This window comes from Cupriavidus sp. R6-3 (assembly GCF_059772245.1).
In genome coordinates this window covers 1-23,862 of the sequence record NZ_JCBAJO010000055.1, presented here as the reverse complement: position 1 = coordinate 23,862, position 23,862 = coordinate 1, and the positions used below count along the sequence as shown (strand labels likewise).

The following is a 23,862-nucleotide window of genomic DNA, read 5'->3' as shown; positions in this document are numbered from 1 at the left end:
TCGGTTGCGGCTTGGGCTGCGGCGTCGGCTTGGTGACCTTGACCTGCTTGGGCGGGGTCTCCGGTTTCGGCGTCGGCTTGGGCGGCTCCGGCGCCGGCTGCTGCGGCGGTTCCAGCGGAATGATACGGGCGATGATTTCGGGCGCGATCACCGCTTCGGTCATCTTGCGCGCGAGCCCACTCTGGATCAGATACAGCAGGGCGGCGTGGAAAAGCAGAACGGCAAGCGTGATCTTCAGGAAACGTTGATCGAACATGTGAGACAACAAATTTCGGCTAACCGGCGTTGCAGGCGCGGCCTTCCGCCCGAAGGCGGCTACGGTGTGTCGGGCGCGAGCGGCGCGGCGATTCGGCTGGTCTGCAGCCGTCCCAGCAATCTATTTACGGCGAAACAGCACCAGCGAAATACCGCAACCAACCAGCAGGCTAATCAGCAGTTCCATGATAAACGCTCCTTCAAAGTCAAAGCCCGGGGGAGCGCCACTCTCTGGCAGCGTGTCAGCGCGTGAGTATAAACGATAATGATTCCTATTTGTCGGCCTTCTCGCCACATAACCCTGCAGGAGAGCGGGTCGGCCTGGCGGCGCCGTGCGGGGTCGCCCCGACTAACTGCGCCCGGCAAAGCGAGCTAGCATACGAAAAAGGGGGCCGGTGAACTGGCAGGCGGCCCGCACGACAAAGGGTAAAGCAGGCGGAACAGCAGGCGATCGAGGTCAGTAAAAGAGCACGCGGCAGGAACAGCGGCAAAGCAGGCCGAGAACCAAGCGAAAAAAACGGCGAAGGAAGCGGCGGCGACGGTCCTCCGTCGCTCGTCCGGGACGAGGAGCCTTGCCCATGGATTTCACCCGCAGCATCGACGAGGACCGGCCGGCGCTGTTGCGCGCGGCCCCCGGGGCGGGCGCCACCACGGCGCTCGACTGGATGTGCGCCCAGTTCGCGCTGCGCGTGGTTTGCGCGCTCGGACCGCGTTTCAATCTGCGCAGCAATATCAACGACGTGCTGACGGTCAGCGCGCAGGAGCTGGTGTGGCCCTACGGCGTGGTGATGCGCGTGCAGCGGTTCCTCGCCGCGCGCTGCGCCGACATGCCGGCCTGGCGCGGCGCGGGCCGGCTGACTCCCGAGGAATTTCTCGAGCGGCACGGCCAGTGGAACAGCGCCTTCGACGAAGGGGCCCTGTTCTATTACCTGGACGAGTACGTCAAGCACCATGCCAAGGACATGTTCACCGTGTTCGAGGTCTCGGCCGCCGCGCTGGCGGCCCGGCTCGACGGCGAGCGCGTGCTGCTGGTCCGCAATATCGACATGCTCAGCCATGTGCTGGACCTGCCCGACCACGAGCGCAAGCTGCTGCTCTTCGCCGCGCTGGCCAAGTACAAGCGCGACCTGCGCGCGGTGATGGTCGACTGCAAGGTCGCGCACAGCCAGGAAGCCTTCCAGATCCTGGCCGGGCTCACCGGTGCCGCGCCGGCCCAGGTGGCGGCGTCGCTGCGGCCGGGCTCGCGGCTCGAGACGCTGAACCTGATCGAGCAGCCGCTGCCCGAAAACAGCGTGACCGATCTGGGCGACCTGATGCGGCTGTCGGACCGGCTGCTGCATGTGCTGCTCGGCAACTACGCCGACGAGGCCGAGATGATGGCGGTGTTCACGCGCCCGGCCGCGCCGCCGACGCTGTCGAGCACCGACTACCCCCATGTCGAGAGCGACGCCCGCTATCTGACCGCGCTGCTGGCCAACGCCACGCGCCAGCATGCCGAGGGCGTCAACGTGCTGATCTACGGGCCGCCCGGCACCGGCAAGACCGAGTTCGCGCGGCTGCTGGCGCGCGAGGCCGGCTGCGAGCTGTACGAGGTCGACTGCCTGGACCGCGACGGCAACAGCCTGTCGGGCAAGGACCGCTATCGCTCGCTGCAGGTCTCGCAGGCCTTCCTGCGCGGCCGCGCCAATACCGCGCTGCTGTTCGACGAAGTCGAGGACGTGTTCCCCGGCTCGGCGCGCGAGCTGATGAGCCTGTTCGGGCAGGAGGACACGCGTGCCTCGGTCAACGGCAAGGCCTGGGTCAACCAGACGCTCGAGCGCAATCCGGTGCCCGTGATCTGGATCTCCAACTCGATCCGGCAGATCGATCCCGCCTATCTGCGCCGCTTCCAGTTCCATCTGGAGCTGCGCATTCCGCCGCCTCAGGTGCGCGAGAACATCATCCGCAAGCACCTTGGCGGACTGGCGGTCGACGATGCCTTTATCGCGTCGCTGGCGGCGCGCCGCACGCTGACGCCGGCGCAGGTGCAATCGGCCGCGCGCTTCGTGCAGCTGGCCCAGCCCGGCATCGGCGAACCGGTCGAGACGCTGATCCTGCGCCAGCTCGAACACGCCGACCGCGCGATGGGACTGCGGCCCGAAGCGGAGACGCGGCCGGTGGTCACGCATTACCGGCTCGATCGGCTCAATCTGGAAACGCGCTATCGGGTCGAGCGGATCATCCAGGCGCTGCAGGCGCGGCGACGCGGCACGCTGTGTTTCTACGGCCCCCCGGGCACCGGCAAGACCGCCCTGGCCGAGCATATCGCCGCCGCGCTGGAGCTGCCGCTGATGATCCGGCGCGCTTCGGACCTGATGAGCAAGTACGTCGGCGAGACCGAGCAGCAGATCGCGGCGATGTTCGCGCGCGCCGAGGAAGACGGCGCGGTGCTGCTGCTCGACGAGGCCGACAGCTTCATGCAGAGCCGCCAGCAGGCGGTGCGCAATTACGAGGTGTCCGAGGTCAACGAGATGCTGCAGGGGATGGAGCGGTTCAACGGCATCTTCGTCTGCACCACCAATCTGTTCGACCGGCTCGACGAGGCCGCCTTGCGCCGCTTCTCCTTCAAGATCCGCTTCATGCCGCTGCTGCCGGCGCAGCGCGAATCGATGTTCGTCGACGAGGCGCTCGATGGGGACGCGTCCGCGCTGGACGATGCGATGCGGCGCGAACTGGCGGCGCTCGACGGCCTGACGCCGGGCGACTTCGCCACCGTCAAGCGGCAATGCGCGTTGCTGGGCGAAGCGCTGACGCCGGACGAATTCCTTGCCCAGCTGCGCCAGGAGCATGCGGTCAAGCCGGAGGTGCGGGAGCGTCGTCCGCTGGGCTTCGTGCGTTGATGTTGGGCAGGAGGGCGGGCAACGAGGCCCGCAACATGGCTGGCAACGAAGCAGGCAATGAAGCTGGCAACGAGGCTCGCAAAAAAGCAGCGGCGAGGCTCGCAACGAAGCAGGCACCAGCAGGGCAAGCAGCGCCCTGCCGTACCATCACAGCGAAATCGGCGCCGGTTCGATAACTACCGTTTCGGCCGCGGCATCGACATGCAGCAGCGCGCGCGCCATCCTGCGCAGATGTTCGGCGTCGCTGGTGGTGCAGTAGCGCGCCACCGCGATCGGATTCGCGCCAGGTTCGATGCCCGTATTCCCGCCCATCCCGGCGTCCGCCGCCAGGCCGTGTTCGGCCAGCTTGCGCTGCAATTGCCGCGCGACCGCGACGCCGGTATCGATCAGCGTCATCCGCTCGCCGATCAGGTCGCGCACGGTCTCGCTCAGGAAGGGATAGTGGGTGCAGCCGAGCACCAGCGTATCGGCGCCGGCTTCGAGCATCGGCGCCAGGCAGGTCTGCAGCCGTTCGCGAACCAGCGGCCCGTCGACATCGCCTTGCTCGATGCGCGCCACCAGTCCGCCGCCGGGCTGGCAGACGAAGCGGCACTGGTCCTCCAGCGAGTGCAGCAGCCGCGCGAACTTGTCGCTGGCCAACGTATTGGCGGTGGCGAGCACGCCGACCACCTTGCTGCGGCTGGCCGCGACCGCCGGCTTCAATCCGGGTTCGACACCGACGATGGGCAAGGGCAGGCGTTCGCGCAGCGCCTGGATGCCGTGCGCGGTGGCCGTATTGCAGGCCACCACCAGCGCCTTGCAGCCCTGCGCCGCCAGCCATTCGCAGGCCTGCAGCGTGCGCGCCTGCACGAAGGCCTGCGGCTTGTCGCCATAGGGCGCATAGCGCGAGTCGGCGAGATAGAGCAGGGTTTCGTGCGGCAGCAGCGCGCGGACCTCGCGCAGCACGGACAGGCCGCCGAGGCCGGAATCGAAGATGCCGATGGGGGACGGGGACACGGGAGGGCGGTGTGTGCTCCCTCTCCCGTGCGGGAGAGGGCTGGGGAGAGAACAGGGGCGGTGAATCGTACCGGGCGATCGCGAACCGCTATCGCCCGGCAACCACCGACCTTAGACCGCCGCGACCGGGATCTTGCCGATCCTGGCCTGCCATTCGGCGGGGCCGGTCTTGTGCACCGAGGTACCGCTGCTGTCGACCGCCACCGTCACCGGCATGTCCTTGACGTCGAACTCGTAGATCGCTTCCATGCCGAGGTCTTCGAAGGCCAGCACCTTGGCGCCGCGGATTGCCTTCGACACCAGGTAGGCCGCGCCGCCGACCGCCATCAGGTAGGCCGACTTGTGCTTCTGGATCGATTCGATCGCCACCGGGCCGCGCTCGGCCTTGCCGATCATCGCGATCAGGCCGGTCTGCGACAGCATGGTCTCGGTGAACTTGTCCATCCGCGTGGCGGTAGTGGGGCCGGCCGGGCCGACGACCTCGTCGCGCACCGGATCGACCGGACCGACGTAGTAGATCACGCGGTTGGTGAAGTCGATCGGCAGCTTCTCGCCCTTGGCCAGCATGTCGGCGATGCGCTTGTGCGCGGCGTCGCGGCCGGTCAGCATCTTGCCATTCAGCAGCAGCGTCTGGCCCGGCTTCCACGAGGCGACTTCCTCGGGCGTCAGGGTGTTCAGATCGACGCGCCTGGACGTCTCGGTGTTCGGCGCCCACTCGACCTGCGGCCACTGCGACAGGTCCGGCGCTTCCAGCTTCGCCGGGCCGCTGCCGTCCAGCGTGAAATGCACGTGGCGGGTCGCCGCGCAGTTCGGGATCATCGCCACCGGCTTGGAGGCCGCGTGCGTCGGCGCGGCCATGATCTTGACGTCCAGCACGGTGGCCAGGCCGCCCAGGCCCTGCGCGCCGATGCCCAGCGCATTGACCTTCTCGTACAGCTCGACGCGCAGTTCCTCGATCCAGTCCTTCGGGCCGCGGGCGATGATGTCCTGGATGTCGATCGATTCCATCAACGATTCCTTGGCCATCACCATCGCCTTCTCGGCGGTGCCGCCGATGCCGATGCCCAGCATGCCGGGCGGGCACCAGCCCGCGCCCATGGTCGGCACGGTCTTCAGCACCCAGTCGACGATCGAGTCGGACGGGTTCAGCATCACGAACTTGGACTTGTTCTCCGAGCCGCCACCCTTGGCCGCGACCTGGATGTCGACCTTGTCGCCCGGCACGATCTCGTAGTGGATCACGGCCGGCGTGTTGTCCTTGGTGTTCTTGCGGCCGCCTTCGGGCGGATTGACGATCGAGGCGCGCAGCACGTTGTCGGGATGGGTGTAGCCCCGGCGCACGCCTTCATTGATCATGTCGGTCAGGCTCATGGTGGCGCCGTCCCAGCGCACGTCCATGCCGACCTTGACGAAGACGGTCACGATGCCGGTGTCCTGGCAGATCGGGCGCTTGCCTTCGGCGCACATGCGGCTGTTGGTCAGAATCTGCGCGATCGCATCCTTGGCCGCGGGACTTTGCTCCAGCTCGTAGGCACGGCCCAGGCTGGTGATGTAGTCCATCGGGTGGTAGTAGCTGATGTACTGCAGGGAGTCGGCGACGCTCTGGATCAGGTCTTCTTGCTTGATGACGGTCATGTCTTGTGGGGGAGGGCAGTCGGACAAAAGCTGACGAAAATTCCGCCCGGAATCATACACCCCCTCGCAGGACCCGTCCCGGCGGCCGGCCGGCGGTCCGGCATGGAATGTGACGTAAATTCCATATCATGCGCGAAAGAGCCGCGAGATGCCGCGACATGGCGGCGCATGAAAAAACCGCGGCCGGGAGCCGCGGTCTTCGAGGGCTGGCGCAGTGCCGGCGTCGCGGCCGGCACTGCGGGAGGCCGCCGGGGCGGGTCAGAGCCCCCGATCCTGCAGCGCCGGATGCGAGTGCGTGATCATCTTGTCGACCCACGCCATCGCGATCGCCGAGAACAGGAAGGCGACGTGGATCACCACCTGCCACATGATCGTATGGGTGTCGCGCTGACCCGCGTCGATGAAGGTCTTGAGCAGGTGGATCGACGAGATGCCGATCAGCGCCATCGACAGCTTGACCTTGAGCACGCCGGCATTGACGTGGTCCAGCCATTCCGGCTCGTCCGGATGGTTGTCGATGCCCAGCCGCGACACGAAGGTCTCGTAGCCGCCGACGATCACCATGATCAGCAGGTTGGAGATCATCACCACGTCGATCAGGCCCAGCACCACCAGCATGATCTTGTTCTCGTCGTACTCGGTGACGTGGGCCAGCAGATGCCAGACCTCCATCAGGAAGTGATAGACGTAGACGCCTTGCGCGACGATCAGGCCCAGATACAGCGGCAGCTGCAGCCAGCGCGAGGCGAAGATCAGACGGGGAATCGGCCGCATCCGTTGCGGCTCCGGCGATAAGTTCGATGCCATGGTCCTTGCGTAGGGGGTTGCCTGGGGGTGCCCAGGGATTGCGTGAGAGGTTACGAAAGAGCTTGCATGGAAACGTTGCGCTGCCGGTGCGGCAGCACGACGTGCCGGCCGGCGCCCCGATCGAGGTTCGGGGCGGCGCCCCGGTCAGCGGCCGCGGGATTGTACCGTGGCGCCGTGGCCGGTCCCGATGCGGGCGGTCTCGTCGCCGTTGCCTTCGCCGCTGTCCTCCCGTACGGCCGCCGCGCGCGCCAGCCTGCCCGGCCAGCTCGCCAGCGCGATGCCCGCCAGCACGCAGACCAGCGCGACACCGTGCGCCCAGCCCGGCGTCTCGCCGAGGAACACGATGCCGTAGAGCGCCGCCGCGATCGGCAGCACCGAGGTGAACACGCCGGCCAGCTGCGCCGGCACATGGCGGATGCCCTTCATCCACAGCCAGAACGAGAACACGCTGGCCGACAGCGCGTACCACAGCACCATGGCCCACACATGCAACGGCACGGTCGTCGCATCGAAGTCGAGCAGCGGCACCAGCCCGAGCGGCAGCATCAGCAGGCCGCCGATCAGGTGCGTATAGGCGCAGATCTCGATCGCGGCCAGCGTCTGCGCCAGCCGCTTGGACAGGATCACGTAGATCGACTCGCAGACCACCGCGCCCATCACCATCAGGTTGCCGAGCAGCGCATCGCTGCCGCCGCCGCCGTGGTGGCCGCCCCGCGCGATATTGAGCACCGCAATGCCGGCCACCGCCAGCAGCACCGACAGCACGGTGCGGCGCGACAGCCGTTCGCGCAGCACCAGCCACGACAGGATCGCCACGGTCGCGGGAATGGTGCTGGTGATGACGCCGGCGGACATCGCGCTGGTCAGCCGCACGCCGCCCAGCATCAGCAGCGTGAACAGGAAGGTCCCGAAGAAGGCCTGCAGGAACAGGTTGAACCACTCGCGGCGGGACACGCGGCGCATGCGCGCGGGCCGATACCACGGAGACAGGCAGACGATGGCGACCACGAAGCGCAGCAGCGCGAACAGCAGGATCGGCACATGGGCCACGATCGCCTTGCCGAGGCCGACATTGCTGCCGACCAGCGCCATCGAGGCGGCCAGCAGCAGGGCATTCAGGGGAAGGGAAGGGGGCACGGGATCGGTCTTCGGTGGCACTGCGCGCGGTCGGCTGCAGCGGTCGTCAGCGGACCGCAGCGCGCGCCGCCGCACGCGCCGGGCGATTATAGCTGTGCTAGCCTTAAGGCTTAGGCTTCACATGCGGACGCCATGCGCGCAACGCCAAGCCGGCACCATTGCTGCATCGCAATGCGCCTTCGGCCAGCACGACCGGAAAGGACGGGAACGGACAGCAAGGGAACAGCGTCAGGTTGCAGTAAGCCGCGCAGCGTAGCGTTGCGGCAAAAGTATCGAAGCCATACCGGCCTTTCAGGAGACGAGCTATGTCCGCCATCGAATCGGTGATGCAAGAGCATCGCGTATTCCCCCCACCCGAATCGTTCGCCAAGAGCGCAGCCATTTCCGGCATGGACACCTACCGTGCGCTGTGCGAAGAGGCCGAGCGCGACTACGAAGGCTTCTGGGCGCGCCATGCCCGCGAGCAGCTGGTCTGGGCCAAGCCCTTCACCAAGGTGCTGAACGAGAGCAACGCGCCGTTCTACAAGTGGTTCGAGGACGGCCAGCTGAACGCCTCGTACAACTGCCTGGAGCGCAATCTCGAGAACGGCAACGCCGACAAGGTCGCGATCGTGTTCGAGGCCGACGACGGCACGGTCACCCGGGTCACCTATCGCGAGCTGCATGCGCGCGTGTGCCAGCTGGCCAATGGCCTGAAGGCGCTGGGCATCGGCAAGGGCGACCGCGTCGTGATCTACATGCCGATGTCGATCGAGGGCGTCTGCGCGATGCAGGCCTGCGCCCGCATCGGCGCCACCCATTCGGTCGTGTTCGGCGGCTTCTCCGCCAAGTCGCTGCAGGAGCGGCTGGTCGACGTCGGCGCGGTGGCGCTGCTGACCGCCGACGAGCAGATGCGCGGCGGCAAGGCGCTGCCGCTGAAGGCGATCGCCGACGAGGCGCTGGCGCTGGGCGGCTGCGAGGCGGTCAAGCACGTGGTGGTCTATCGCCGCACCGGCGGCAAGGTCAACTGGGTAGAAGGCCGCGACCGCTGGCTCGACGAGGTCTGCGCGGGCCAGCCGGAGACCTGCGAGGCCGAGCCGGTCGATGCCGAGCATCCGCTGTTCGTGCTGTACACCTCGGGCTCGACCGGCAAGCCCAAGGGCGTGCAGCACAGCACCGGCGGCTATCTGCTGTGGGCATTGATGACGATGAAATGGACCTTCGACATCAAGCCCGACGACCTGTACTGGTGTACCGCCGACATCGGCTGGGTCACCGGCCACACCTATATCGCCTACGGCCCGCTGGCCGCGGGGGCGACCCAGCTGATGTTCGAGGGCATCCCGACCTATCCGAACGCCGGCCGCTTCTGGGACATGATCGCGCGCCACAAGGTCAGCGTGTTCTACACCGCGCCGACGGCGATCCGTTCGCTGATCAAGGCCGCCGAGGCCGACCAGGCCGTGCATCCGAAGCAGTACGACCTGTCGAGCCTGCGCCTGCTGGGCACCGTCGGCGAGCCGATCAATCCGGAAGCGTGGATGTGGTACCACGAGAATATCGGCCGCGGCCGCTGCCCGATCGTCGATACCTTCTGGCAGACCGAGACCGGCGGCCACATGATCACGCCGCTGCCGGGAGCGACGCCGCTGGTGCCGGGCTCGTGCACGCTGCCGCTGCCCGGCATCATGGCCGCGGTGGTCGACGAGACCGGCCAGGACGTGCCCAACGGCAGCGGCGGCATCCTGGTGGTCAAGCGTCCGTGGCCGGCGATGATCCGCACCATCTGGGGCGATCCGGAGCGCTTCAGGAAGAGCTATTTCCCGGCCGAGCTGGGCGGCAAGCTTTATCTCGCCGGCGACGGCGCGGTGCGCGACAAGGAGACCGGCTACTTCACCATCATGGGCCGCATCGACGACGTGCTGAACGTGTCGGGCCACCGCATGGGCACGATGGAGATCGAGTCGGCGCTGGTGGCCAATCCGATCGTCGCCGAGGCCGCGGTGGTCGGCCGTCCCGATGACACCACCGGCGAGGCCATCTGCGCCTTCGTGGTGCTCAAGCGCGCGCGTCCGAACGACGAGGAGGCCGTGCAGATCGCCAACGAGCTGCGCAACTGGGTCGCCAAGGAGATCGGGCCGATCGCCAAGCCGAAGGACATCCGCTTCGGCGACAACCTGCCGAAGACGCGCTCGGGCAAGATCATGCGCCGCCTGCTGCGGTCGCTGGCCAAGAACGAGGAAATCACGCAGGACACCTCCACGCTGGAGAACCCGGCGATCCTCGAACAGCTGCGGCAGGCCAAGTAAGACCCGCCGCGCGAAGCGGGCGCCATTGCCGCGGCGCCCGCTTCGCGTTTGATCGCCGCCTTCCTCGCTCCCGATTCCGCTCCCGCCCATGGCCCAAGCCCAGTCGCGCTTTCGCCGCCGGCTGCTGCTGTACTACGGCCTGTTCACGCTCGGACTGTTCGGCTTCATCGGCATGATGGGGCTGCTCGAGCGATCCAATGCCGACGCGCTCTGGCTCGGCTACGTCTTCCTCTTCATCACCATCGCGATCTATGCCTGCATCGGGCTGATCTGCCGCACCGCGGACCTGCACGAATACTATGTCGCGGGCCGGCGCGTGCCCGCGATGTTCAACGGCATGGCGATCGCCGCCGACTGGATGAGCGCGGCGTCCTTCATCGGCCTGGCTGGCATCCTGTTCGCCTCGGGCTACGAGGGGCTGGCCTATGTGATGGGCTGGACCGGCGGCTACTGCCTGGTGGCCTTCCTGCTTGCGCCGTATCTGCGCAAGTACGGCGGCTACACGATTCCCGATTTCCTCGCCGCGCGCTACGGCAACGGCAAGCCGGGCGGCAACCTGCCGGTGCGCGGCATCGCGGTGCTGGCCGCCTCGCTGTGTTCCTTCGTCTATCTGGTCGCGCAGATCCAGGGCGTCGGGCTGGTGGTCACGCGCTTCATCGGCGTCGACTTCGCCGTCGGCGTGTTCTTCGGCCTCGCCGGCATCCTGGTCTGTTCCTTTCTCGGCGGCATGCGCGCGGTGACCTGGACGCAGGTGGCGCAGTACATCGTGATGATCGTCGCCTTCCTGACCACGGTGTCGATGATCGCGTGGAAGCATCACGGCGAGGCGGTGCCGCAGCTGGGCTACGGCACGGTGCTGACCGATGTCGCGCAGCGCGAGCGCGAGCTGCTGCGCGATCCGGGCGAGCTCGCCGTGCGCGAACACTACCGGCAGCAGGCGATCGAGCTGCAGGAGCGCATCGCGCGGCTGCCGCAGTCCTTCGACGAGGTGCGCGACGGGCTCAATGCGCGGCTGCTGGAGCTGCGCGCCCGCAATGCGCCGCTGCGCGAGATCAAGGCGGTCGAGCGCGAGCGCGCCGACTATCCGGCGGACCCGGCCGCGGCCCTGCAGCAATGGACGCAGCAGCGCGAGGACGCGCTGGCGCGCAGCCAGCCGCCGGTGCCGGCCACCGAGCCCTATCCGTCGCCATCCGAGGCCGAGCGCAAGACCGAGCGGTTGAACTTCGTGCTGCTGACCTTCTGCCTGATGCTCGGTACCGCCAGCCTGCCCCATATCCTGACGCGGCTCTACACCACGCCGTCGGTCAAGGAGAGCCGCAATTCGGTGGCCTGGGCGGTGTTCTTCATCGCGCTGCTGTACGTCAGCGCGCCCACGCTGGCGGCGCTGGTCAAGTACCAGTTCCTACATCATCTGGTGGGCACACCCTATGCCGATCTGCCGGCGTGGGTCATGCAATGGCGGCGCATCGACCCGCCGGTGTTCGGCATCCGCGACGTCAATGGCGACGGCATCGTGCAGTGGGCCGAGGTGATGATCCAGCCCGACATGATCGTGCTGGCCGCGCCGGAAATCGCCGGACTGCCGTACGTGATTTCCGGGCTCGTCGCCGCCGGCGCGCTGGCCGCGGCGCTGTCGACCGCCGACGGGCTGCTGCTGACGATCGCCAACGCGCTGTCGCACGACGTCTTCTATCACATGGTCGATCGCGGCGCGAGCCAGCAGCGGCGCGTGACCACCGCCAAGATACTGCTGCTTGGCGTGGCCCTGTTCGCGGCCTACGTGACCTCGCTGCGGCCCGGCAACATCCTGTTCCTGGTCGGCGCGGCGTTCTCGCTGGCGGCGTCCAGCTTCTTCCCGGTGCTGGTGCTGGCGATCTTCTGGAAGCGCACCACCGCGGCCGGCGCTTTCGCCGGCATGCTGGCAGGGCTGTCGGTGTCGATCTACTACATCTTCGTCAACTACCCGTTCTTCACGCGGATGACCGGCATCTTCGGCGACCGCTGGTTCGGCGTCGATCCGATCGCCTCGGGCGCCTTCGGCGTGCCGGCGGGGTTTGCGGTCGCCATCGTGGTAAGCCTGCTGACGCGGCGCAATGCGCCGGTGATCGACCGGCTGGTGACCTATCTGCGCAAGGGCTAGCGCTCGCGCAGTGCCTCCGCGGCGCGGTTCAGCGGCTTGACCAGGTAGTCCATCACGGTGCGGCGGCCGGTGCGGATCTCCGCGGTCGCCACCATGCCCGGCAGGATCGGATGGCGCTTGCCGTCCTTCGTCTCCAGGAACGCATGCTGGGTCAGCACGTAGACGCGGTAGTAGTAGATGCGCCGGTCGACCTGGTCCTCGATGGTGTCGGGCGAGATGCGGTCCACCCTGGCCGGCAGCGTGCCGTAGATCGACGGCTCGAACGCGGTGATCTTGACCGTGGCCTCCTGGTTCGGATGGATGAAGGCGATGTCGCGCGGCGACAGCCGCGCCTCGATCAGCAGCTGGTCGCCCAGCGGCACGATTTCCATCAGCACGCCGCCCGGCGTGATCACGCCCCCGATGGTCGAGACGCGGATGTCCTTGACGATGCCGCGCGCGGGCGAGGTGATCGCCGTGCGCCGCAGCTGGTCGGCGCGTCCCTCGCGCACCTTCAGCAACGGGCCCAGGTCCGCCATCGTCTTGGCGTAATCGGCTTTCAGCGCGACGTAGTACTCGCTCTGCGTCGAATCGAGCTTGGTGGCGAACTCGGCCACCTTCTGCCGCAGCCGCAGGATCTCCACCTCGTTGGTGGCGCCGGTGCGCAGCAGCGGCAGCGCGATCTGCAGCTCCTGTTCGGCCAGGCGCAACTGCTGGCGCAGATTGGCGAGGTTCTCGCGGAAGGCGCGGCGGTTGGCGATGAACAGTTGCCGCTCGCGCTCGACCACGGCGGTGTCGCGCGCCAGCTCGGCGGGGAAGACGACGGCGTCGGCGTCGTTCATCTCCGCATGCAGCCGCGCGGCGCGCGCCTGCAGCGCGGCGATGCGCTCCAGCGTCTCCTCCATCGACGAGCGCGCCTGCACCGGGTCCAGCGTGGCCAGCTGCTGGCCGGCCTCGACCACGTCGCCTTCGCGCACCGCCAGTTCGGCCAGGATGCCGCCCTCCAGGCTCTGGATGATCTGGCCCTTGGAGGCCGGCGTCACCTTGCCTTCGCCGACCGCCACCTCGTCCAGGCTGGCGAAGGCGGACCACAGCAGGAAGGCTGCGATCGCGCCGATGCCCAGCCACAGCAGCAGGCGCGCGCCGCCGGCGCCGTCCTCGAATCGTGCACGCATCGAGATCTTGTTCATGGGGCTACTCCGCGGCCGGGACCGCGTGGGCGGGCGCCGGCGACGATGGTTGCGCGGATGGTTGTGTCGGCGGTTGGGCCGATGCCGCCGGCCGTGGCGGCGCCGTGCGCTTGAGCGCGGCCAGCACCTCGTCCTTCGGCCCGTCGCGCACGATGCGCCCGCGGTCGACCACGATGATGCGGTCGACCAGCGACAGCACCGGATAGCGATGCGTCGCTACGATCAGCGTGCGCCGGCCCATCCATTGCCGCATCCGTTCGATCACCGCGAGCTCGGTGCCCTCGTCCAGCGAAGCGGTCGGCTCGTCCAGCAGCAGCACCTGCGGGTCGCGCAGGAAGGTGCGGGCGAGGACCAGTACCTGCTTCTGGCCGCCGGACAGGCCAAGCCCGTTCTCGCGGATGCGCAGGTCCAGCCCGTGCGGCTGGTTCAGCAGCAACTGGTCGGCGCAGGCAATGCGCAGCGCGCGCAGCAGCTGCTCGTCGGCGGCCAGCGGATTGGCGATCAAGAGGTTGTCGCGCAGCGTGCCGTAGAAGGGGCTCGATTCCTGCAGCACGCTGCCGATGTCGCGGCGGATGTCGGCGACATCGATCAGTTCCATCGGCGTGTCATCGAGCACGATGCGGCCCTGCGTCGGCGAGGCCAGCCCGCCCGCGAGCCGCAGCAGCGTCGACTTGCCGGCGCCGACGCGCCCCAGGATCGCGATGCGCTCGCCCGGCGCGATGCGCAGCTGCGGAATCGTCAGCACCGGCCTTTCCTGCGGATCGAAGCTGAAGGCCACGTTCTCGAAGCGATAGCCGCCGCGCAGCACGGGCTTGTGATAGGCGTCCTTGTCGGGATCGTGGTCCACCGGCAGCCGCAGCAGCTCGTCCAGCGCCTTCTTGCCGACGCGCGCATTCTGGATGCGGCCCAGTACCGCCGGAATCTGCGCCAGCGGCGCGATGGTGCGGCTGGTCAGGATCGAGCAGGCCAGCACCGCGCCAAAGGAGAGATTGCCGTCGAGGATGCCGTAGACGCCGGCGATCACCACGCCGACATAGGCGATCTGCTGCACCGTCTGCGACACGTTGACCAGCAGCCCGGCGATGAAGCGCTGCTTCAGCCCGATCTCGCCGTTGACGTGGTTGGCCTGGTCCCACAGCCCGCGAAAGCGTGGCTCGGCCTGCAGCGACTTGATGTCCTCGGCGCGGTAGATCGATTCCATCAGGATCGCATTGCGCAGCGCGGCCTCGGCCATCCCTTCGCGCGACAGCCGGGCCAGCGGTATCTGCGCCAGCAGCCCCGGCAGGATCAGCAGCGGAATCGCCGCCAGCGGAATCACCACCAGCCAGCCGCCCAGCACCCAGATGATGAACAGGAAGGCGGCGACGAAGGGCAGGTCGATCAGCACGCCCAGCGTGCTCGAGGTCAGCAGCTCGCGCAGCTGTTCGAGGTCGCGCAGCTGCGCGATCAGCGTGCCGGGCGAGCGCGGCCGCGCATCGTTGCGGATATCGAGCACGCGGGCGAAGAACATCGCCGACAGCTTCATGTCGACGCGCTTGCCGAAATGATCGGTGATGGAGACGCGCGCTGTGCGGATCAGCAGCTCCAGCGCGAGGGCGAGCGCCACGCCCGAAGCCAGCACCCACAGCGTATGGAGCGAGCGCGCCGGCACCACGCGGTCCCACACCTGCATCGCGAACAGCGAGGTGCCGACCGCCAGCAGGTTGCCGAACAGCGAGCCCAGGCCGAGGTCCAGCATGGTGCGCCAGTGCGCGGTGAAGATGCCGGTCAGCCACGAGTCCGGCGCCGCGCGCAGATAGGCATCGAGCCGGTCGCCGCGGCGAGCGGTGCGCGCCTGCACCAGCAGCAGCTGGCCGCTCGCCTCGCGCGCCAGCGCGTCCAGCGTCAGGCTGCGCTCGACCGGCTTGCCGTCGAGCGGCAGCAGCAACGTGGCCACGCCGTTGACCACGGCGATCACCATGCCGACCTGCTGGCCCAGCGGCACCAGCACCGGCAGCATCACCGGCGACAGCGAGGCCGGCGGCAGCTCGACGAATTGCGCGGACAGACCGGCCGATGCGGCCAGCTCGACGATGGCGGTGTCGCTCTGCTGCTCGCCGCGCCCGACCCACGCCGCGGCATTGCGCAGCTGCTCGGGCGAGGCCTGCACGTTGAGCCGCCGCGCGGCGAGCAGCATCGCATCGATCCACGGCTGCAGCGTGGCATCGGCCTCGGGCTCGGCATGCTGCGGCGCGGGCGCTGGCGGTGGCGGTGGCGTTTGCGATGGCATTTGCGGTGGCGCTGACGCTGGCGTGTGCGGGGACTGCCCGGCGGCCTGCGCCAGCGCGCTCAACGGAGTGGGGTCATTCATCGCGTGCGCCTTCCTGCTGCCGCAGCAGCTCCACGAACTTGCCGACCGCGGCATACGCCTTGATGCGGGCGCGGATGCCGTCGGCCATGGCGTTGATCCATTCTTCCTCGGCGAGGAAGATCTCGCGGTCGCGCGTGATCACCTCGGTCAGCGAGCGCTTGTTCAGCATGTATTCCTGCCAGTACAGATTGCGCGACGAGCGCGACAGCTCGATCACGTTGCGGTAGCTGGCGAGCCGCGCGGCCGCGCCTTCCGCTTCGGTCTGCGCCGCGTACAGCGCGGTGCGCGTGCGCAGCCGCTGGTTTTCCAGCGCATCGGCGGCGGCGCGCTCCTGCGCCTGCGCGGCGGCGATGCGGTGCTGGGCGAGCCGGCCCAGCGAGAAGTCGCCGCGGATCGACAGGCCGACCCAGGTGTCGTCGTTGGCGTTGGCGCGTCCGGTCGACAGCGAGCGGCTGACGCCGACGCTGACCGAGGGATAGCGCTCGGCCTTGGCCAGATCGACGTTGGCGGCGGCCGCATCGACCGCCGCGCGTGCCGCCAGCACCGACGGCGTGTCGTCGATCTGGTCGTCGCGTCCGCCCCCGCCGTCGCGCGTGATCCGCTCGATCACGCCGCCGGTGTTGGCCAGGTCCGCCACCTGCTGCGGACGCGCGCCGATCAGCTCGGCCAGCTTGGTGGCCGCCACATCGAAGCGGTTGCGGGCCTTCAGCACCTCGGCGCTGGCGCGTAGCGTGGCTACCTCCGCCAGGTCCCGGTCGGACGACACCGACAGTCCCGCGCGCACGCGCTCGCCGATGCGGGCGCGCGTTTCGTTCATCGATTCCACCTGCCGTTGCGCGGCCGCGATCACGGCCTGGCTGGCGGCCAGTTCGACGAAGGTGTCGGCGGTATTGGCCGCCACCGTCTCGACGGTATCGGCGAGCTGATGCTGGCTCTTGCCCAGATTGGCGTCGGCCGCCGAGACCTTGCTGCGGGTGCGGCCGAAGTCGTATAGCAGCTGGCTGGCGCCGACCGAGGCGCGCGAGCCGAGATCGTTGCCGCCGCTGCCGAAGCTGCCGCCATAGCCGGGCTGCACGCCGTATTCGATCTTCGGATACCAGGCGGCCTTGGCCACGGAGATTTCGGAGAGGTTTTGCGTAACCACCGCGTTGGCGCGGCTGATGTCGGGATGGCGCGCGATCGCGATGCCGACCGCGTTGCGCAGCGTCAGGCCGTCGAGGGCGATGCGTTGCGGTGCCGGGGGGCCCGGCATGCCGGCCGAGCTTGCCGGGGCCGTGGACGTCGAAGCGGTATAGGGCGCGGCCGACGCCGGCCCGGAGCAGGGCAGCACCAGCAAGGTCAGCGCGGCCAGCGCGGCCGGCGCAGTAAAGGCGGACAGCGTCGCCGACGAGGGCGTAATGCGCAGCGTGTACCCGGCGGGAAGCCGGGAAAGGAGCGCGCGCTGCCGGGTCCGCGCTCCGTTGGCAAAGAGGGCCACGATGGATCTCAACAATGTCGGTTTCACGAAATCACCACGCTTCGCGGTGAAGGCTTTGACATGTGGCCACGCATCGGTCGCGAGGCAGCGTCGCGGCCGACGGGGTATTGCAGGGTGGATCGATGCGGTGGGGCGGGTCTCCTTGTCGTGGTGTGAATGCGGTGAGAGCGCGGCGAGAAAGCGTCTGGCGAAGCGGGCGGCGGAACGGGGGGACCGCCGCCCGCTTCGCTCAGACGAGAACCTGGCGATTGGCCAGCAGCGTCTCCAGATCGGTGTTGACGTTGGTCAGCGTGACCAGCGTCTCCGAGCCGAAGGCGGCGCCGGTACCGTCGCGGTCGATATGGATGACCGTATTGGTGCCGTCGTTGGTGACGCTGAGGTAGTCGCCGATGTTGTCGCCGTCGTCGATCGTCGCCACGCCGTTGACGTAGTGCGCCGGGCCATCGCCGTCGCCGGTGTAGCCGACCAGCAGGCTCGACAGGTCGATCACGTCGGATGCCGCCTGGCCCGGCGCGGTCCCCACCGTGAAGTCGGTGATGACGTCGCTGCCGTTGCCACCGGTACCGTCGTTGGCGGTGACCTCGTACAGGAACACGTCGCCGCCCGCGCCGCCGCTCATCGTGTCGTTGCCGGCGCCGCCGATCAGCAGGTCGTTGCCGTTGCCGCCGTTCAGCGTGTCGTTGCCCGCGCCGCCGCGCAGCAGGTCGTTGCCGTCGCCGCCGTTCAGCGTGTCGTCGCCGGCGTAGCCGTACAGGCGATCGCTGTTGCCGGTGCCATCGACCGTGTCGGCGGACGAGGTGCCTTCGACGATCGCGGTGGACTGGCTCGAGCCGAGCAGGCCGGCGAGTACCTCGGCGCTGGCGAGCTGGGTGGCGTTGGCGGTATCGGTCAACCCGGTGGTGTCGGTCGCGGTGATCGTGAAGTTCGACAGCAGGTCCAGGCTGACGCCCAGCAGCCCGCCTTCGATCGTCACCGAGCCGAGCAGCTCGTTGAGCCGCAGCGTATCGATCGGCCCGCCGTCGGCGGAAGTGATCGTCAGCGTCGACACTGCCGCGATCACGCCCAGGATGCCCGGGTCGTGCAGCGGAACCACGTTGATGCCCAGCTCCGCGGCAAGCTCGGCGTTGTATCCCAGCCGCTGCAGCGGCAGGCCGATCAGGCCGCCGTAGCGCAGCACCACCTGCTGGATGTTGTTGTTGTAGTCGCTCGCGCCGAACACCTGCTGCGAGCTCAGGTCGATCAGGCCCAGCACATTGGCGTCGACGATGCCGAGCAGCCCGCCCGATTCCTGCGCCGACACCTCCGGAGCGACATTGGTGGAGATCGTGAAGGTCTGCGTGTCGCTGCTCGCGCCGATATTGCCGGCGGCATCGATCAGCCGCACCGTCACCGAGTGGTTGCCGTCGGCGAACTGGTGATTGGGTGCCGACCACGACCAGCTGGTGCCGTTGACAGTGGCCTGCGTCCAGGTGGTGCCGCCGTCGTAGCTGACCTCGACGCGGTCGCCGTCGGCCAGCGGAGCGCTGAGCGTTCCCGAGAAGGTCGGCGCGGTATCGCCGGTGGTCCAGTCGCCCGCGGTGCCCGTGTCGTCCGTCATGCCGGTGATGGCGAGCGTCGCGGCCGGTGCCGCGGTATCGATGGTCAGATCGAAGGCCGTGCTGCTGCCGCTGGCATTGCCCGCCGCGTCGGTGGCGACCGCCGTCAGCGAATAGCTGCCGTCGGCCAGCGCCGTGGTCGGCGTGAAGGACCAGTTGCCGGTGCCATCGGCGGTCGCCGTGCCGACCAGCGTGGTGCCGTTGAAGATGCGCACGGTGCTGTTGGCCTCGGCTGTGCCCGCGATGGTCGGCGTGCCATCGTTGGTGCTGCCGCCGGAGGTCAGCGGGCCGCTGACCGGGTCGACATCATCGGTCACGCTGACGATGACCGGCACGCTTGGCGCCACGGCGTCGACCGTCGCGCTGCCCGGCGCGCTGGTGTTGCCGGCGGCGTCGGTGGCGGTGGCGCTGACGACGGTACCGTCGGCCAGCGGGGCGGTCGGCGTATAGGTCCAGTTGCCACTGCCGTCGGCGGTAACGGTGGCATCGGGCGTGCCGTCGCCATTGGTGTCGATCGCGATCGTGCTGTCGGCCTCGGCGGTGCCTTCGATCACCGTGCCGTTGGTCGGCGCGATGACCGGCGCGGCCGGCGGCACGGCATCCACGGTCGCGGTGGCCGGCGCGCTGGTGTTGCCGACGGCATCGCGTGCCGTGACGCTGACGACGGTGCCGTCGGGGAGCGCGGTCGGCGGCGTATAGGTCCAGTTACCGCCGCCGTCGGCCGTGACCGTGGCCTCGGGCGTGCCGTCGCCATTGGTGTCGATGTCGACGGTGCTGTTCGCTTCGGCGGTGCCCTCGAGCAGCGTGCCATCGGTCGGTGCGATGGTCGGCACGCCCGGCGGCAGCGCATCGACCGTGGTGGTCGCCGGGGCGCTGACGTTGCCGGCGGCATCGCTTGCCGTGACGTTGACCACGGTGCCGTCGGCCAGCGGAGTAGTCGGCGTATAGGTCCAGTTGCCGCTGCCGTCGGCCGTCACCGTGGCGTCGGCGGTGCCGTCGCCGTCGGTGTCGATATTGACGGTGCTGTTCGCATCCGCCGTGCCTTGCAGCAGCGTGCCGTCGGTGGGCTGGACCGTCGGCGTGCCCGGCGCCACCGCATCGACGGTGGCGCTGCCTGGCGCGCTGGTGTTGCCGGCGGCGTCGGTGGCGGTGGCGCTGACGACGGTGCCGTCGGCCAGCGGGGCGGTCGGCGTATAGGTCCAGTTGCCACTGCCGTCGGCGGTAACGGTGGCATCGGGCGTGCCGTCGCCATTGGTGTCGATCGCGATCGTGCTGTTGGCCTCGGCGGTGCCTTCGATCACCGTGCCGTTGGTCGGCGCGATGACCGGCGCGGCCGGTGCGACCGAATCGATGGCGATGGTGGCCGGTGCGCTGGCGTTGCCGGCGGCATCGGTCGCCGTCACGCTGATGGTCGTGCCATCGGCGATCGGCGTCGTCGGCGCATAGCTCCAGTTGCCGCTGCCATCGGCGGTCACGGTGGCATCGGGCGTGCCGTCGCCATCGGTGTCGATGGCGATGCTGCTGTTGGCCTCCGCGGTGCCGGCGATGGTGCCGCCATTGGCTGTGGTGATGACCGGGGCGGCCGGCGGAGCGGTGTCGACCGTGAAGTCGAACGCGCCGCTGGCCGGGCTGATGTTGCCCGCCGCGTCGGTGGCGACTGCCGTCAGCGAGTAGCTGCCGTCTGCCAGCGGCGAGGTCGGCGAGAACGTCCAGTTGCCGGTGCCGTCGGCGGTTGCCGTGCCGATCAGCGTGGTGCCGTTGAAGATCTGCACCGTGCTGTTGGCTTCCGCGGTGCCGGCGATCGTCGGCGTGGCGTCGTTGGTGCTGTCGCCGGAGGTCAGCGGCGCCGAGACCGGATCGGCGTCATCGACGACCGATGTGATGGCAGGGGCTGCGGGTGCCGCCGCATCGACCGTGGCGGTGGCCGGTGCGCTGGTATTGCCGGCGGCATCGGTGGCCGTGACGGTAACGACGGTGCCGTCGGGCAGCGGCGTAGTCGGCGTATAGGACCAGTTGCCGGTGCCGTCGGCGGTGACCGTGGCGTCGGGCGTGCCGTCGCCGTTGGTGTCGATGTTGACGGTGCTGTCAGCCTCCGCGGTGCCTTCGAGGACCGAGCCGTTGCTCGGCTCGATCGTCGGCACGGCGGGAGCGGCGGCATCGACGGTGGCGGTGGCCGGGGTGCTGGTATTGCCCGCGGCATCGGTGGCCGTGACGCTGACGACCGTGCCGTCGGCCAGCGGGGTCGCCGGCGTGTAGGTCCAGTTGCCGGCGCCATCGGCGGTGACCGTGGCATCGGGCGTGCCGTCGCCATTGGTATCGATACGGACGGTGCTGTTGGCTTCGGCGGTGCCCTCGAGCTGGATGCCGTTGGTCGGCGCGATGGTCGGCGTGCCCGGGGGCAGGGCATCGACCGTCGCGGTGGCAGGAGTGCTCGCGTTGCCGGCGGCATCGGTGGCGGTCACGCTGACCGTCGTGCCGTCGGCAAGCGGCACGCCCGGCGAGAAGCTCCAGTTGCCGCTGCCATCGGCGGTCACGGTGCCGTCCGGCGTGCCGTCGCCATTGGTGTCGATCGCGATGCTGCTGAAGGGGTCGGCCGTGCCCGTGATGGTGTCGGCGCTGGCCAGCAGGATGACCGGAGCGGCGGGCGCGGCGGTATCGACGGTGAAGTCGAAGGCGGCGCTGGCCGGGCTGGTGTTGCCCGCCGCGTCGGTGGCGACTGCCGTCAGCGAGTAGCTGCCGTCGGCCAGCGGCGTGGTCGGCGAGAAGGTCCAGTTGCCGCTGCCGTCGGCGGTCGCCGTGCCGATCAGCGTGGTGCCGTTGAAGATCTGCACGGTGCTGTTCGCTTCCGCGGTACCGGCGATCGTCGGCGTGGCGTCGTTGGTGCTGTCGCCGGAGGTCAGCGGCGCGGAGACTGGATCGACATCGTCGACGACGGTGTCGATCGATGGCGCGCTCGGTGCCGCGGCGTCGACGGTCTCCGTGGCCGGCGCGCTGGTATTGCCGGCGGCATCGGTGGCGGTGACCTCGACGACGGTGCCGTCGGCCAGCGGCGCGGTCGGCGTATAGGTCCAGTTGCCGTCGCCGTCGGCGGTCACCGTGGCATCGGCCGTACCGTCGCCGTTGGTGTCGATATTGACGGTGCTGTTGGCTTCGGCGGTGCCCTGCAGCAGCGTGCCGTTGGTCGGTGCGATCGTCGGGGTGCCCGGTGCCACCGCATCGACGGTGGCGGTGGCCGGTGCGCTGGCGTTGCCGGCGGGATCGGTGGCGGTGACACTGACCGTCGCGCCATCGGCCAGCGGCGTGGTCGGCATGTAGGTCCAGTTGCCTGCACCGTCGGCGGTGACCGTGGCGTCGGGCGTGCCGTCGCCGTTGGTGTCGATGGCGATGGTGCTGTTCGCGTCCGCGGTGCCGGCGATCGTGTTGCCGTTGGCCTGCACGATGACCGGAACGGCCGGCGGCGCGGTATCGACCGTCAAGTCGAATGCCGTGCTGGCCGGGCTGGTGTTGCCGGCCGCATCGGTCGCGGTGGCCGTTAGCGAGTAGCTGCCGTCGGTCAGCGGCGTGGTCGGCGTGAAGGTCCAGTTGCCGCTGCCGTCGGCGACGACGGTGCCCAGCAGCATGGTGCCGTTGAAGATCTGGACCGTGCTGTTTGCTTCCGCGGTGCCGGCGATCGTCGGCGTGGCGTCGTTGGTGCTGCCGCCAGAGGTCAGCGGGCCGCTGACCGGGTCGGCGTCGTCGGTGACGCTGGCGATGGCCGGTGCAGTCGGCGCGACGGAGTCGATGGTGGCGGTGACGGGCGCGCTGCCGTTGCCGGCGACATCGATAGCGGTCACGCTGACGACGGTGCCGTCGGGCAGCGGCGTGGCCGGCGTGTAGCTCCAGTTGCCGCTGCCGTCGGCGGTGACGGTGGTATCGGGCGTGCCGTCGCCATTCAGGTCGATCGCGATCGTGCTGCCGGCTTCGGCCGTGCCGGCCAGCGTGGTGCCGTTGGCCTGGGAGATGGCGGGCGCGGCCGGCGGCGCCGTATCGACCGTGATGATGAAGGCGGTGCCAGGACCGCTGACATTGCCGACCGCATCGGTGGCCGTGGCGGTCAGCGAATAGTTGCCGTCGGCCAGCGGCGTGGACGGCGTGAAGGTCCAGTTGCCGCTGCCGTCGGCGACGACGGTGCCCAGCAGCGTCGTGCCGTTGAAGATCTGCACGGTGCTGTTCGCTTCCGCGGTACCGGCGATCGTCGGCGTGGTGTCGTTGGTGCTGCCGCCCGAAGTCAGGGGCCCGCTGACCGGATCGGTGTCGTCGGTGACGCTGGAAATCGCGGGCGCGGCGGGGGCGGCCGCGTCGACGGTCGTGGTCGCCGGGCCGCTGGTATTGCCGGCCGGGTCGGTCGCGACCACGGTCACCGTGGTGCCGTCCGGCACCGGCGAGGTCGGCGTGTAGGTCCAGTTGCCGCCGCCGTCGGTGACGACCGTCGCATCGGGCGTGCCGTCGCCGTTCAGGTCGATGCCGACCGTGCTGCCGGCCTCGGCGGTACCGCTCAGCGAGGTGCCATTGGTCGGGTTGACGGTTGGGGTGGCTGGCGGCTGGGCGTCAACCGTCGTCGTGGCCGGCTCGCTGGTGTTGCCGGCGGGGTCGGTCGCGACCACGGTCACGGTGGTGCCGTCGGGCAGCGGCGAGGTCGGGGTGTAGGTCCAGTTGCCGTTGCCGTCGGCGATGACGGTGGCATCCGGCGTGCCGTCGCCGTTCAGGTCGATGCCGACCGTGCTGCCGGCCTCGGCGGTACCGCTCAGGGTCGCGCCATTGGAGGGGTTGAGCGTCGGCGTGGCCGGCGCCGTGGTGTCCACCGCCAGGTCGATCACCGTGGGCTCGCTGGTCTTGCCATCGGCGCCGGTCTGCGTGACGACGATCTGATGCTGGCCGGCGGCCAGCGCCGGCGGCGTGTAGCTCCAGTTGCCGTTCGCGTCGGCGTTGACGGTTACCGGCGGCTGGCCATCGATCGAGATCTGGATGCGGCCGTTGGGTAGGGCACCGGTGCCCTGCAGCGTCGGCGTCGCGTCGTTGGTTGCGCTGCCGTTGGCGATCGTTCCCGTCACCGGAGACTGGTCGTCCAGCAGGCTGACGGTCGGACGACCGGGCG

At 69.0% G+C, this 23,862-nt stretch carries 12 protein-coding genes and 1 pseudogene; 4 read left to right on the top strand and 9 right to left on the bottom strand.

The window, feature by feature from the left end; all coding sequences use genetic code 11:
- Positions 1-256, bottom strand: a pseudogene (locus AC6EI8_RS11670) (energy transducer TonB); the annotation flags it as partial.
- On the opposite strand from AC6EI8_RS11670, the gene AC6EI8_RS11665 reads away from it, so the two are divergent.
- Positions 206-508: a hypothetical protein gene (locus AC6EI8_RS11665; RefSeq protein ID WP_498381999.1), complete on the top strand. Its 303-nt coding sequence runs from the start codon at positions 206-208 to the stop codon at positions 506-508. The pseudogene AC6EI8_RS11670 and the gene AC6EI8_RS11665 sit on opposite strands and share 51 nt — an antisense overlap.
- Positions 509-833: 325 nt before the next feature.
- Entirely contained in the window at positions 834-3,134 is a 2,301-nt protein-coding gene (locus AC6EI8_RS11660; RefSeq protein WP_149317057.1) for an AAA family ATPase, read from the top strand.
- A 147-nt stretch (positions 3,135-3,281) separates the two neighbouring features.
- On the opposite strand, the gene murI is transcribed toward AC6EI8_RS11660, so the two are convergent.
- From murI to AC6EI8_RS11640, 4 genes are all read right to left on the bottom strand, one after another.
- The gene (murI, locus tag AC6EI8_RS11655; protein ID WP_149317058.1) at positions 3,282-4,130 is read right to left on the bottom strand and encodes a glutamate racemase; all 849 of its coding nucleotides are present in this window, start codon (positions 4,128-4,130) and stop codon (positions 3,282-3,284) included.
- A gap of 111 nt (positions 4,131-4,241) precedes the next feature.
- On the bottom strand, positions 4,242-5,765 hold the full coding sequence (locus tag AC6EI8_RS11650) for a fumarate hydratase (RefSeq protein ID WP_149317059.1): 1,524 nt from the start codon (positions 5,763-5,765) through the stop codon (positions 4,242-4,244).
- Positions 5,766-6,023: 258 nt separating this feature from the next.
- Complete coding sequence (locus AC6EI8_RS11645) at positions 6,024-6,572, bottom strand: TIGR00645 family protein (protein ID WP_149317060.1); 549 nt, start codon at positions 6,570-6,572, stop codon at positions 6,024-6,026.
- A 144-nt stretch (positions 6,573-6,716) separates the two neighbouring features.
- Positions 6,717-7,709: a DMT family transporter gene (locus AC6EI8_RS11640; protein WP_498381998.1), complete on the bottom strand. Its 993-nt coding sequence runs from the start codon at positions 7,707-7,709 to the stop codon at positions 6,717-6,719.
- A gap of 305 nt (positions 7,710-8,014) precedes the next feature.
- Between AC6EI8_RS11640 and acs the strand changes: the two genes are divergently transcribed.
- On the top strand, positions 8,015-9,997 hold the full coding sequence (gene acs, locus AC6EI8_RS11635; RefSeq protein ID WP_498381997.1) for an acetate--CoA ligase: 1,983 nt from the start codon (positions 8,015-8,017) through the stop codon (positions 9,995-9,997).
- Between the two features lie 88 nt (positions 9,998-10,085).
- Positions 10,086-12,137: a sodium:solute symporter family protein gene (locus AC6EI8_RS11630; RefSeq protein ID WP_149317062.1), complete on the top strand. Its 2,052-nt coding sequence runs from the start codon at positions 10,086-10,088 to the stop codon at positions 12,135-12,137.
- On the opposite strand, the gene AC6EI8_RS11625 is transcribed toward AC6EI8_RS11630, so the two are convergent.
- From AC6EI8_RS11625 to AC6EI8_RS11610, 4 genes are all read right to left on the bottom strand, one after another.
- The gene (locus tag AC6EI8_RS11625) at positions 12,134-13,306 is read right to left on the bottom strand and encodes a beta-barrel domain-containing protein (RefSeq protein ID WP_265632645.1); all 1,173 of its coding nucleotides are present in this window, start codon (positions 13,304-13,306) and stop codon (positions 12,134-12,136) included. The genes AC6EI8_RS11630 and AC6EI8_RS11625 overlap by 4 nt on opposite strands.
- A 4-nt stretch (positions 13,307-13,310) precedes the next feature.
- Entirely contained in the window at positions 13,311-15,482 is a 2,172-nt protein-coding gene (locus AC6EI8_RS11620; protein WP_407648550.1) for a type I secretion system permease/ATPase, read from the bottom strand.
- Between the two features lie 166 nt (positions 15,483-15,648).
- Positions 15,649-17,133: a TolC family protein gene (locus AC6EI8_RS11615; RefSeq protein WP_265632644.1), complete on the bottom strand. Its 1,485-nt coding sequence runs from the start codon at positions 17,131-17,133 to the stop codon at positions 15,649-15,651.
- A 229-nt stretch (positions 17,134-17,362) separates the two neighbouring features.
- Entirely contained in the window at positions 17,363-23,818 is a 6,456-nt protein-coding gene (locus AC6EI8_RS11610) for an Ig-like domain-containing protein (protein ID WP_498381996.1), read from the bottom strand.
- Positions 23,819-23,862 lie beyond the last annotated feature (44 nt).